The organism is Phenylobacterium sp. (genome assembly GCF_030654915.1).
Lineage (GTDB): Bacteria > Pseudomonadota > Alphaproteobacteria > Caulobacterales > Caulobacteraceae > Phenylobacterium.
Genome location: NZ_JAURWM010000211.1, coordinates 1 through 10,962, shown reverse-complemented (window position 1 = coordinate 10,962; position 10,962 = coordinate 1). Strand labels below are relative to the sequence as shown.

Sequence of the window (10,962 nt, the reverse complement as noted above, 5' to 3'; positions counted from 1 at the left end):
CCCACTAGATGATCTGCAATAGCCGACGCGCCCGGGCGTTTGGCGCGGAAGGTTCCCCCCATCCCCATCAAGAGGCGGCGCGGAGGGCCTCGGCCGGCTGTTGTTCAGTTCGGACGAGTTCGCGAATCCAGCACTCGTCACCACGGCAATACATGATCATCGTCCCCTCAGAGTCGGCGGGAGTCAGCTCGTACTGGCCATACCAAGCCTTGTCCTGAGCGGGGTCGCAGTCCAGCAGGATCGCCGCGTCGCCCAGTTCCCGAAACAGCTGCTCAATGTCCGCGCGCGAGGCGAAGATGCGCCGGACCTCATAGGCCTCGCCCTGCAGTTCAGCGAGCCTGGCGTCCAAGATGTCAGCTAACCGCGTAGTCATCGACCCAAGCTTAACCAAAACCAGCCTTGGCGCACTTCAATTTATGCGCGCCAGATCGCATCCACAATCGGCGATCACTTCGTTCCGGTTCGCGTTCCCGAATTGGCAAGGCCCGGCCTTCATGCGATGGCCGGGCCTTGGATCTTGTTGAGAGCAGCTAGACGGGCGCGAGACCACGCCGCCGATTGTTGCGAACCATGGCGCCGGCGGCCCCGAAGCCGATGATCATCATCGCCCAGGTCGAGGGTTCCGGAACTCCGCCGATCGCACGCTCGTACAGATTAACCTTGCCCTGGATGGAGGCGGTGTTGAGCGCGTTTTCCGTGGTCCAAAAGCCGGTCGTCGGGTTGCCGGAGACCAGGAAGCCCGCCAGGTCCAGAGTGTACTTATCGGCTCCGATCATGAAGGTGTCGGAGATCGAGTTGAAGTTCATCTGCACGCGGTCGGCGCATCCATTGATGTTGACGCCGGCGCCCTGGTCCCCGCCGTCAGCGCAAGGGTCGGAGCCGTTCGGGGTCTCAAAATGAGAGAAGTTATAGGTGAAGGTTCGGGTGCCCTGATTGACGCTGTCGATCACAACATCGGCCGTGAACTTCAACTTGATACCAGTGATCGAAGTCCCTGAATTGATCGGGAAATTCACGTGCTGGAAGGTTCCGATGGTCGCCACACCGGAGGACTCGCCGGGGTTAACGACCAGCGGGCCAAAGTCCGTGCCTATGAAATTGTAGCCGCTTTGTTGGCCGCCGTTGCTAGCCGGCACGCCCCAACGCACCTGCGCATTGCTCGTATTGTTGTTGCTCGTCGTGACGCTGTTGCCGACCGGGTCCAGCCACTCGCCCTTAACATTGCTGAAGGCGACGGTCGCTGCTGCGGCCGGAAGAGCGGTGATCGTCGCCAATGTGAAAGCAGACACCGCCGCGGAGCGCGCAAAGACGCGCGCGAATTCACTAGGCTTCATTTTGAATACCCCTTGCCTATCCTGTTGAGCCTCCACCCGCACAAATGGTTAACAAGGATTAATTGCATCCTCAATCAAGAAACGCGAAATAGTCGTCCTCCGGACAAAATTCGCCTCTTGGTTGCTTATAGACGCCCTATTTGGGCGCGCAATTCGCGCGCTGTTTGTGAGAGCGCTCTCAGACGCCGTGTCTTTGTGCTTCGACGCCCCATTTCCCGCGACCGCCTGCTAGCCGCCTTCTTCATTCGCCCAATTTGGGACAGTAGAGCTTCATGGGCTTGCGTGATCGGAACAAATAATGAACATTGTTCGCCATGAGCGCGGACCATCATCTGGGCGAAGGCCCTCAACCGGACCTCTGGACCGTCGCGCCGTTGAAGGCGCGCGCCGTCAGGCCGCACTATCACGGCCATCGCGACCGCCTACGCGAACGGGCCGCCGGCGCGCTCGCCAACCTGCCGGACTACGAACTGCTGGAACTGCACCTATTTCGTTCGATCTCGCGAGGCGATGTAAAGCCGCTGGCCAAGGCGCTGATCGCCCGCTTCGGCTCGCTGGCCGGGACGCTCGCCGCCTCGCCCGCGGAACTGAAGAGCGTCGCCGGCGTGGGCGAGGCCGTCGCCCTGGACCTGAAACTGCTCCACGAGATCACCCTGCGCATCGGTCGCCAGGCGCTCGCCAAGCGCACGGTGATCACCTCCTGGAGCCAACTCCTGGACTATGTGAAGATCGCCTTGGCCCACGAGCCGCGCGAACAGTTCCGGGTGATCTTCCTGGACAAGAAGAACCAGCTCATCGCCGACGAGATCATGAACCATGGCACCGTCGATCACGCGCCAGTCTATCCGCGCGAGGTCATGCGCCGCGCGCTTGAGCTCTCGGCCAGCGCAGTGATCTTGGTGCACAACCACCCGTCGGGCGATCCCACCCCCTCGAACGCGGACATCGAGATGACCCGCCAGGTCGTGGAGGCCGGCCGCTCCCTGCGCATCGCCATACACGACCACCTGGTAGTCGGCCGCGACGGGGTAGCCAGCTTCCGCGCGCTTGGCCTCTTCTGAAAATACCGCTTTGTTAAGCTTCACGCCCCCAGGTTGCGCGCCACACCAAATCACGACGGTTGAACCCGATGACGCCCCTACGGATCACCTTGGCGGCCGGCGCGATCCTGGCGCTCACCGCAACCGGGGCCATGGCCCAGACCGACGCCAACCCGGCCTGCTTCATCGAAGAGGCGGCGCCCAATGAGCGCATGGAGTCGTGCACCGCCCTGGGCGAGGACCAGGACATCCCCGCCAATCTGCGCGCCCTCGCCCTGACAGTTAGGGCCAGCCAACTCAGCGACCTGGGGATGGCTGACAAGGCGATCAGCGATCTCGTACAGGCGATCAAACTCGACCCAAACCTGCCGTTCGCCTATGTCGCCCGCAGCGGAATTCGCGCCGACCAGGGGGACCTCAAGGGCGCGCTCGCCGACATCAACATGGCGCTAAAGCTCGAGCCGGACAAAGGCGATACGCTCGTCTCCCGAGGGCTGTTGCGCATGATGATGGAGGACAAGGGGGGCCTTGCTGATTTCGAGCGGGCGATTTCTATCGATCCGCACAATGCGGACTATCTGCAAATGCGGTCCATGGCGCGCCGCCACTCCGGTGATCTCGACGGAGCGCTGGCCGACGCCGACCTCGCCGTGAAGCTGGCGCCGGGCGACCCGTCCAATTTCGCCAGCCGAGGCGCTGTCTACGCCGCGCGCCACGACAACGCACGCGCCCTGGCCGACTATGATCGCGCGCTCGCCGCTCGACCTGACATGAGCCAAGTGCTCGTCGACCGAGCGGAGTTGTTGATCAAGACGGGAGACCGCGCCAAGGCTATCGCAGACCTCGACCAAGCCCTGGCCAGTTCGCCGGACGACATCGACGCTCTACGGTTGCGCGCGTGGGCCTATAGCGAATCCATCACTCCGGAAAAGGCCCAGGCCGACTACGACCGCCTGGTGACGCTAGAGGCCGGGAAGTATGAACCGCTTCTGGATCGCGCCTACTTCTTCGGCGAACAAAAGCGCTACGACTTGGCCATGGCCGACATCGACCGCGCCGCCAGCCTGGCGCCGCGGAGCGCCGAGGTCATGTCGGCGCGCGGCGACGTCTTCGGCCACCAACGTGACTGGCCCCGCGCCTTCGCTGAATACGACAAGGCGCTGCGAATGGCTCCCAAGGACCCTGATATTCTGAACGGCGCCTGCTGGGTGCGCGGGCAGGCGGCGCAGGACCTCCAGCGCGCCCTCGACCTGTGCAGCCAGGCCGTCGCCCTGGCTCCCGACGCCTTCGCCTTCATCGACTCTCGAGCCTTCGTGCAGTTCCGCCTAGGTGACCTGGACAAGGCGCTGACCGACGTCAACGCCGCCCTCGCGCTCAATCCTGACGCCCCCGAACCGCGCTTCATGCGCGGCGTGATCAAGCTGCGCCAGGGACACGAAGCCGAAGGCAAGGCCGACCTCGCCGCCGCGCGACGCGCGCGTCCCAGCATCGACGAGGAATACGCCAGCTACGGCGTCACGCCGTAGCGTGGGCCCTGGTAGGGACACCGGGAGTCGAACCCGGACGGATTACTCCGAGCGATTTTAAGTCGCTTGCGTCTACCAGTTCCGCCATGTCCCCACTGGTCCGGGCGCTTATAGGCGAGGGCGTTGGAGGCTGCTAGTTTGAACCTCGACCTTCGCCTAAACCCGCCCCAGCGCCGCGACCGCTTCGCGGAGCGCGGCCAGTCTGGGTCCGTCGGCGGGGTGGGTTGAGAGCACCTCCGGCGGCTGGGTTTTGCCTGCGCCCTCGGCGGCCATGCGCTCGAAGAACCGCACCGCGCCGGCGGGGTCCATACCCGCCTGCTGCGCCAGGCCGACCCCGACGCTGTCGGCCTCAAGTTCGTGCTGGCGCGAATAGGGCAAGATCACTCCATAGAGCGCGCCCATGCCCAGGGCGCCGGCGATCTCTCCGGCATACTGCCCGTACTCGCCGTTCGACAGCACCGCGGTGACGACGCCCACCCCGACCTGCACGGCCAGTTCCTGACTGACCCGCTCGGCAGAGTGACGCGCCAGGATGTGGCCGACCTCGTGGCCCAGCACGCCGGCCAGCTCATCATCGTCCTGGACGAAGTCCATTAGCCCCGCATAAGCGCCGACCTTGCCGTTCGGCAGCACGAAGGCGTTGATCTGCGGGCCGTCGAACACCACGAACTCCCAATCCAGGTCGCTGCGCCCGCTCGCCGCCACGATCTTGCGCCCCACGCGTTCCAGCCGCGCCTGCTGGGCGGCGTCCGGCGAGCGCGCGCTCTGGCCCTTCACGTCGCTCCAGGCCTGGTCGGCCATCTGCACCAAGGCCTCGTCCGGCACCACCGCGAACTGGCTGCGGCCGGTGGCGAGGTTCTCCGAACACGCCACCAGCACCGCGCCCGACGCCAGCACCATCAGCAGATTGCGCCGCGAGACCGGGTCCGCCCCCGGCCGATGGGCGCACGATCCCGTCATGGTCAGGCCCCGGCCTTCGCCGCCGCTTCCCACTCCAGGAACTCCGGCGTGGCCAGCAGCCGGGTGACGTAGGCGCCGCAGGCCCCGTCGTCGCCATAGTCCGACAGGTGGATCCCATAGCCGCGAAACCGCGTCGCCACCGGCGTATAGAAAGCGTCGGCGATCGACCATTCACCGGCCAGGAACGGCCCGCCCGAGCGGCGCAGCAGCTGCGACCATAGGGTCACGATCCGGCGCACGTTCTTCTGGGTCGCTTCCGAGATCGCGGTGACCCGCGGTTCCAGATCCAACGCCATCGGGCACTCGCCGCGCAGCGACTGGAAGCCGGAATGCATCTCGCTGGCCGCCGCCCGCGCCAAGGCGCGCAAGACCGGATCGGCCGGCCATAGCTTGGCCTCGGGGAACTTCTCGGCCAGGTACTCGCAGATCGCCAGCGAATCCCAAACCGTCAGATCGCCGTCCTTGAGGGCGGGAACCAGCCCGGATGGGGAGTGCGGCAATATGGCCGCCTCGGTCCGCCCCTCGTCCTGACGCAGGCCGATCAGGGTCTCGGAAAACGGGGCGCCAGTGCGTTTTAGAGCCAGCCAGGGCCGCAACGACCAGGTGGACCACCGCTTTGTTCCAATCACGAGTTCCATCAGCCGCTCCTTTTCGTTACGTCAGTCTATTGCCCAAGCCCCCCGTGCCTCGTCTAGAGTGGGGGCAACAATAAGAATTTCAGTTCCCAGTTTTGCAGGAAACGCCATTTATGACCGAGACCGCCGCGCCGTCGGTTGACCCAATCGCCCCGCCTGTCACTTCAGCGGTCAGCGCATCCCCATACTCACCCGCCTATACGCGGTATGCGATGTTCCTCTTGCTGGGGATCTACATCGTCAATTTCCTCGATCGCGCCGTGGTCAACATCCTGGCCGAGCCGATCAAGAACGACCTTGGCCTCGCCGACTGGCAGCTCGGTCTGATGAGCGGCCTGGCCTTCGCCATCTTCTACACCGTGCTCGGCATTCCGATCGCCCGGCTGGCCGAACGCAAGAACCGCCCCATGATCATCGGCACCGCCGTCGCGGTCTGGTCGGGCTTCACGGCGCTCTCGGGCATGGCCAACAGCTTCCTACAGCTCGTGATCTTCCGGATCGGCGTCGGCGTCGGCGAAGCCGGCTGCACGCCCCCGGCCCACTCGCTGATCGCCGACTACGTGCCCAAGGAAAAGCGCGCCTCGGCCCTGGCCTTCTACTCCATGGGCACGCCGCTCGGCGGTCTGCTGGGCTTGGTCATGGGCGGCCTGGTGGCTGACGCCTACGGCTGGCGCGCGGCCTTCCTGGTCGCCGGCGCGCCGGGCATCATCTTCGCGCTGCTTTGCTGGTTCACCCTAAAGGAGCCGCGCAAGCTGATCGCCCAGCACTCGATCGCCATCCAATCGACTCAGGTGACCTTCGGCGAGACGCTGAAGTATCTCGCCACCAAGAAAACCTTCTGGCTCATCGCACTCGGCGCCGCCATCAAGGCCTTCATCGGCTACGGCCACGCCCCGTTCACCGCCTCGTTCTTCCTCCGCGTCCACGGTGAAGAGGTCAAGGCGCTGGCCGAGGGCTTCGGCCTTCAGTCGATCGGCTTCCTCGGCCTGGCCCTTGGTCTGATGGGCGGCACCGCCGGCGCCGTCTCCGCCTATCTCGGCGGTCAGATCGCCGACAAATACGCCAAGACCGACCTGCGCGGCTACGTCGTCGTCCCGGCCTTCGCCTCGCTGCTGGCGGTGCCGATCTACATCCTGGCGGTCAGCGTTCCCTCGGCTTCCGTCGCGCTCTGGATCCTGGTGATCAACGGCCTGCTGGGCTCGCTCTGGTACGGCCCCGTCTACGCCATCGGCCAGTCGATCGTGCCGCCGCATATGCGCGCCACCACCTCGGCCATCCTGTTGTTCACGATCAACCTGATCGGCCTGGGCCTCGGCCCGCTGGCGGTCGGCATCCTCTCGGACGTCATGGCCAACGGCTTTGGCCTCGGTTCCGCCGAGGGCGTGCGTTGGGCGCTGATGATCTCGACCTGCTTCGGCATCGTCGCCTTCATCCTCTTCTGGATCGCTCGCAAGACGATCCGTGAAGAAATGGTCAGCTAGCCTAAAGCGTGGAGGGCGCCCCGCGGCGCCCTCCACCGCCTAGCGCAGAAACGCCAGCCAGATCGCCGTCGAGATAAAGGTCAGCGCGAAGAACACGTTCAGCCAGCGGGTCCGGCGGGTCGGACGCCCCTGGATCGCCTGAACCAGAAACACCCCCGCGGCCAGGCCGCATCCGCCCGCGGCCAGCCAGGTCTTCCAAGGCGGCCCCACGAACAGCGCCGCCGCCACGATCGCCAGCGCGAGCAGCCGCGTGAACAGCTCCGGCGACACCCGCCGCTTCGTCTTCTCATCGCCCGCCATCAAATTCTCCGTTTCAACTCCGGAGAGGATAGCCGCGTGCGGCGCCCGATGCGACGCCGGCTTGCCCCGGCCCCCGATCCTCCCGACAATGGGCCGGTGACCAAGCTCATCTTCGATTGCGACCCTGGCGTTGACGACGCCATAGCCCTCTTCCTGGCCTTTGCGTCTCCGCAAGACCTTGAGATCCTCGCCATCACCACGGCCGCCGGCAATGTCGCGGCCGATCTGACCGCGCGCAACGCCGCGATCATTCGCCAGATCGCCGGCCGCGAGGACGTGCCGATCCATGCCGGCGCCCAGCGCCCCCTGGTCCGCCCGCCCGTCGGCGCCGGCGACTTCCACGGCGAGAGCGGCCTGGGGACCCTGCCGACCTTCCAGCCCGCCAAGGGCGTCGCCGCCGGCCACGCGGCCAACGTCATCGTCGACCTGATCATGGCCCATGCGCCCGGGCAGGTGACTATCGCGGCCACCGGCGCCCTTACCAACCTCGCGCTGGCCATGCGGCTGGAACCGGCCATCGTGGCGCGGCTTGGCCAGATCGCCATCATGGGCGGCGCGCGGCGCGAGGGCGGCAACATCACCGCCTCGGCCGAGTTCAACATCTACGCCGACCCCCATGCCGCCGACGTGGTCTTCACCTCCGGCGCGAAGTGCGTGGTCTTCGGCCTCGACGTCACCCACCAGGTCCGCGCCGACCCCGCCCGGACCGCCGCCATCGCCACGATCAAGACCCCTGCCGCCCAGGCCAGCGCCAACCTTCTGGAATTCTCCAACGCCCTGGAGCGCGACATCGTCGGCGGGACCGGCGCGCCGATCCACGATCCCTGCGTGATCGCCTGGCTGCTGGCGCCGCGCCTCTTCACCCTGCGCCCCTGCGCCCTGAGGGTGGAGACCGCCTCCCCGCTGATGCTGGGCCACACCGCTGTCGAGTTCCGGCTGGCCGATCCGTCCACGGCGACCGTCCAATGGGCGACGAGGGCCGACGCCGACAGCGTGTTCGCCCTGCTGAACGAACGGCTGGCGCGATGACCGCCATCACCGTCATCGGCTCGGTCAATCTGGACTTCGTCGCCACCGGGGCCACGTTGCCGGCGCCGGGCGAAACCGTGACCGGCGCGAGCCTCGCTCGCCATCCCGGCGGCAAGGGCGCCAACCAGGCCCTGGCCGCCCAGCGCCTGGGCGCCGACGTCAAGCTGGTCGCCCGGGTGGGCGCCGACAGCCTGGCCGACGAGGCGCTATCCCTGCTCGATGCCGAGGGCGTCGATCTCTCGGCTTGCGCGGTCGATAGCGCCGCCGCCACCGGCGTCGCCTTGATCGCCGTCGCCACTGGCGGCGAGAACCAGATCGTCGTCGCGCCCGGCGCCAACGCCGCCTTCGCCCCGCAACACCTGACCCAGGCCACGCACAGCGCGCTGATCTGCCAACTGGAACTGCCGCTCGAGACCGTCGCCAAGGCGGTCGCGGAGGCTACTGGCTTCGTTTGCCTCAACCTCGCCCCTGCCGCGGCCATGCCGGATGAAACCCTGGCCCGCGCCGACCTGATCGTCGTCAACGAGACCGAAGCGGCTTTCTATGGCCAGGCGCTGCACGCCCTGCCCGGTCTGATCGCCGTCACCTGGGGCGCGAAGGGCGCGGGCCTCTACCGCGCCGGCCAGCAGATCGCGGCCGCTGCCCCGCCGCCGGTCACCGCCATCGACACTACCGGGGCCGGAGACGCCTTCGTCGGCGCCCTCACCCTGGCCCTGTTGGAAGGCCAGACGCCGCAAGCGGCGCTGAAATTCGCCTGCACGGCCGGCGCGCTCGCCGCCACCCGGGCCGGCGCCCAACCGTCCCTGCCGACCCGCGCCGAGGTCGACGCCCGCCAGGAGTGCGTCTGATGCCCGTCCCCACGCTCAGCCTGAAAGACTTCACCCACGGCTCGCAGACGCAGCGCGCCGCCTTCTCGGGCGCCCTGATGCAGGGCTTGCAGGACTACGGCTTCGTCATCCTGACCGACCACAACGTGCCGACCGACCTGCTCGACGCCGCCTACGCCCAGAGCGCCGAGGTCTTCGACCTGCCCTATGTGGACAAGCGCCGCTACGCCGCCGGCCTGCGCGGCTACACCCCTTTCGGAACCGAGCACGCCAAGGACTCCAGCCTGCCCGATCTCAAGGAGTTCTGGCAGATTGGCCGCGAACCGGCGCCGGGCCTGCCGCCGGCGGACTTCCCACCCAATGTCTGGCCAAAGGAAGTGCCAGCATTCGAGCAGACCTTCCGCGCCCTGTTCACAGCCCTCGACGAAACCGGCCGGCTGCTGCTGACCGCCCTGGCCCCCAAGCTTGGCCTCGACGCCGGCTACTTCGACGACAAGGTCGCGGCCGGGACCTCGATCCTGCGCGTGCTGCACTATCCACCGGTGCCGGACGATGCGCCGGAGGGGGCCGTGCGCTCGGCCGCCCACGAGGACATCAACTTCATCACCATCCTTGTCGCCGCCAAGGGCGCGGGCCTGCAACTGCTCGACCGCGATGGAACCTGGCTGCCGGTGGAGACGCAGCCCCGCAACCTGATCGTCGACAGCGGCGACATGCTGCAGCGCCTGACCAACGGCGTCATCCCCTCGACCACCCATCGCGTGGTCAATCCCCAGGACCCGAACGTCAGCCGCTACTCGATGCCGTTCTTCATGCACCCGGCCTCCGACGTCTCGCTGAGGTGCCTGCCGACCTGCGAGGGCGAGGGCGCCAAGTGGCCCGAGATCACCGCCGGCGAATTCCTGGCCGAACGCCTGCGCGAAATCGGCCTTGCGAAGTAGCCCCGCACGATCATCGTCGCCAGTTCGGAAACGGTGTGTCGCGATCCGCGCCCTACAACCTTCGCCACTAGCGCACTACCTTAGCGACGCCATTCCGTCGCCTCCCATTCAGGGATGGCGGCTTTATCGCCCGTGGGGTCTAACTTCACGGTTCGCATCGCCATCGGCGACCACGCCAACACCAGGAAGCTCCGCCTCATGAAGACCCTCGCCTTCGCCGCGTTCGCCATCGTCGCGGTCGCCGCCACCCCGCTCGCCGCCCAGCCGGCCGTCGACATCTCCAAGATCGCCGCCGGAACCTACAAGACCGACCCGGCCCACACCCAGGTGGCGTTCACCGTCAATCACCTGGGCTTCACCGACTATCGCGGCCTGGTCGCCGACGCGACCGGCCAACTGGTCCTCGACCCGAAGAACCCCGCCGCCGCCACGGTGAACATCGAGATCCCGATCTCCAACATCGCCACCAACAGCGCTGGCCTGACCAAGCACCTGCATGGCCCGGACTTCTTCGACAGCGCCAAGTACCCGACCGCCACCTTCCGCTCGACCAAGGTCGTGGTGGACGGCCAGGAAGCCAAGATCACCGGCGACCTGACCCTGCGCGGCGTCACCAAGCCCGTCACCCTCGACGCTCGCCTGGCCGGCGCCGGTCCGAATCCGATGAGCAAGGCGCAGACCGTCGGCTTCCACGCCACCACGACCATCAAGCGCAGCGACTTCGGCATGACCTACGCCCTGCCGGCCGTCGGCGACGCCGTCGAGCTGCAGATCGAAGCGGCCTTCGAAAAGGCCAGCTAAGCCTTCGGGCGCCGGGTTCACGCGAGCCCGGCGCTCGCCTCTACCTGCGGTGCGCTCGGCCGGCTATGTTCGCGCCATGACCAACCCG

12 protein-coding genes and 1 tRNA gene are annotated in these 10,962 nt (G+C 66.8%); 7 read left to right on the top strand and 6 right to left on the bottom strand.

The genetic code is table 11. The annotated features are described in order from the left end of the window. Positions 1-67: 67 nt before the first annotated feature. Entirely contained in the window at positions 68-373 is a 306-nt protein-coding gene (locus Q7T84_RS10760) for a hypothetical protein (RefSeq protein ID WP_304808610.1), read from the bottom strand. A gap of 157 nt (positions 374-530) precedes the next feature. After that, positions 531-1,334 carry a THxN family PEP-CTERM protein gene (locus Q7T84_RS10755; protein ID WP_304808608.1) on the bottom strand — a complete coding sequence of 268 codons (804 nt, stop codon included), beginning with the start codon at positions 1,332-1,334 and terminating at the stop codon, positions 531-533. A gap of 314 nt (positions 1,335-1,648) precedes the next feature. On the opposite strand from Q7T84_RS10755, the gene radC reads away from it, so the two are divergent. Continuing rightward, the gene (gene radC / locus Q7T84_RS10750; RefSeq protein WP_304808606.1) at positions 1,649-2,395 is read left to right on the top strand and encodes a DNA repair protein RadC; all 747 of its coding nucleotides are present in this window, start codon (positions 1,649-1,651) and stop codon (positions 2,393-2,395) included. A 68-nt stretch (positions 2,396-2,463) separates the two neighbouring features. Beyond that, positions 2,464-3,900, top strand: coding sequence for a tetratricopeptide repeat protein (locus tag Q7T84_RS10745; protein ID WP_304808604.1), 1,437 nt, complete (start codon positions 2,464-2,466; stop codon positions 3,898-3,900). Positions 3,901-3,909: 9 nt separating this feature from the next. On the opposite strand, the gene Q7T84_RS10740 is transcribed toward Q7T84_RS10745, so the two are convergent. The 3 genes from Q7T84_RS10740 to Q7T84_RS10730 form a co-directional block, all read right to left on the bottom strand. Then, a tRNA-Leu gene (locus Q7T84_RS10740) sits at positions 3,910-3,994 on the bottom strand. A gap of 62 nt (positions 3,995-4,056) precedes the next feature. Further along, positions 4,057-4,860, bottom strand: coding sequence for a M48 family metallopeptidase (locus Q7T84_RS10735; RefSeq protein ID WP_304808602.1), 804 nt, complete (start codon positions 4,858-4,860; stop codon positions 4,057-4,059). A 2-nt stretch (positions 4,861-4,862) separates the two neighbouring features. Then, on the bottom strand, positions 4,863-5,498 hold the full coding sequence (locus Q7T84_RS10730) for a glutathione S-transferase family protein (RefSeq protein WP_304808600.1): 636 nt from the start codon (positions 5,496-5,498) through the stop codon (positions 4,863-4,865). A 209-nt stretch (positions 5,499-5,707) separates the two neighbouring features. Between Q7T84_RS10730 and Q7T84_RS10725 the strand changes: the two genes are divergently transcribed. Beyond that, on the top strand, positions 5,708-6,976 hold the full coding sequence (locus Q7T84_RS10725; RefSeq protein WP_304808598.1) for an MFS transporter: 1,269 nt from the start codon (positions 5,708-5,710) through the stop codon (positions 6,974-6,976). A 39-nt stretch (positions 6,977-7,015) separates the two neighbouring features. Here the strand turns inward: Q7T84_RS10725 and Q7T84_RS10720 are convergent, their stop codons facing one another. Next, on the bottom strand, positions 7,016-7,276 hold the full coding sequence (locus tag Q7T84_RS10720) for a hypothetical protein (RefSeq protein WP_304808596.1): 261 nt from the start codon (positions 7,274-7,276) through the stop codon (positions 7,016-7,018). Positions 7,277-7,312: 36 nt separating this feature from the next. On the opposite strand from Q7T84_RS10720, the gene Q7T84_RS10715 reads away from it, so the two are divergent. The 4 genes from Q7T84_RS10715 (at position 7,313) to Q7T84_RS10700 (ending at position 10,874) form a co-directional block, all read left to right on the top strand. After that, entirely contained in the window at positions 7,313-8,305 is a 993-nt protein-coding gene (locus Q7T84_RS10715) for a nucleoside hydrolase (RefSeq protein ID WP_304808594.1), read from the top strand. Further along, positions 8,302-9,153: a ribokinase gene (locus Q7T84_RS10710; RefSeq protein ID WP_304808592.1), complete on the top strand. Its 852-nt coding sequence runs from the start codon at positions 8,302-8,304 to the stop codon at positions 9,151-9,153. The genes Q7T84_RS10715 and Q7T84_RS10710 overlap by 4 nt, the downstream gene beginning before the upstream one ends. Continuing rightward, positions 9,153-10,073, top strand: coding sequence for an isopenicillin N synthase family oxygenase (locus tag Q7T84_RS10705; protein ID WP_304808590.1), 921 nt, complete (start codon positions 9,153-9,155; stop codon positions 10,071-10,073). The genes Q7T84_RS10710 and Q7T84_RS10705 overlap by 1 nt, the downstream gene beginning before the upstream one ends. Positions 10,074-10,271: 198 nt before the next feature. Further along, complete coding sequence (locus tag Q7T84_RS10700) at positions 10,272-10,874, top strand: YceI family protein (RefSeq protein ID WP_304808588.1); 603 nt, start codon at positions 10,272-10,274, stop codon at positions 10,872-10,874. Positions 10,875-10,962: the final 88 nt, after the last annotated feature.

Excerpts from the sequence above, each read along its gene's own strand:
- Q7T84_RS10760 (WP_304808610.1), bottom strand. The coding sequence starts at position 373 with ATGACTACGCGGTTAGCTGACATCTTGGACGCCAGGCTCGCTGAACTG.
- Q7T84_RS10755 (WP_304808608.1), bottom strand. The coding sequence starts at position 1,334 with ATGAAGCCTAGTGAATTCGCGCGCGTCTTTGCGCGCTCCGCGGCGGTG.
- radC (WP_304808606.1), top strand. The coding sequence starts at position 1,649 with ATGAGCGCGGACCATCATCTGGGCGAAGGCCCTCAACCGGACCTCTGG.
- Q7T84_RS10745 (WP_304808604.1), top strand. The coding sequence starts at position 2,464 with ATGACGCCCCTACGGATCACCTTGGCGGCCGGCGCGATCCTGGCGCTC.
- Q7T84_RS10735 (WP_304808602.1), bottom strand. The coding sequence starts at position 4,860 with ATGACGGGATCGTGCGCCCATCGGCCGGGGGCGGACCCGGTCTCGCGG.
- Q7T84_RS10730 (WP_304808600.1), bottom strand. The coding sequence starts at position 5,498 with ATGGAACTCGTGATTGGAACAAAGCGGTGGTCCACCTGGTCGTTGCGG.
- Q7T84_RS10725 (WP_304808598.1), top strand. The coding sequence starts at position 5,708 with ATGTTCCTCTTGCTGGGGATCTACATCGTCAATTTCCTCGATCGCGCC.
- Q7T84_RS10720 (WP_304808596.1), bottom strand. The coding sequence starts at position 7,276 with ATGGCGGGCGATGAGAAGACGAAGCGGCGGGTGTCGCCGGAGCTGTTC.
- Q7T84_RS10710 (WP_304808592.1), top strand. The coding sequence starts at position 8,302 with ATGACCGCCATCACCGTCATCGGCTCGGTCAATCTGGACTTCGTCGCC.
- Q7T84_RS10705 (WP_304808590.1), top strand. The coding sequence starts at position 9,153 with ATGCCCGTCCCCACGCTCAGCCTGAAAGACTTCACCCACGGCTCGCAG.
- Q7T84_RS10700 (WP_304808588.1), top strand. The coding sequence starts at position 10,272 with ATGAAGACCCTCGCCTTCGCCGCGTTCGCCATCGTCGCGGTCGCCGCC.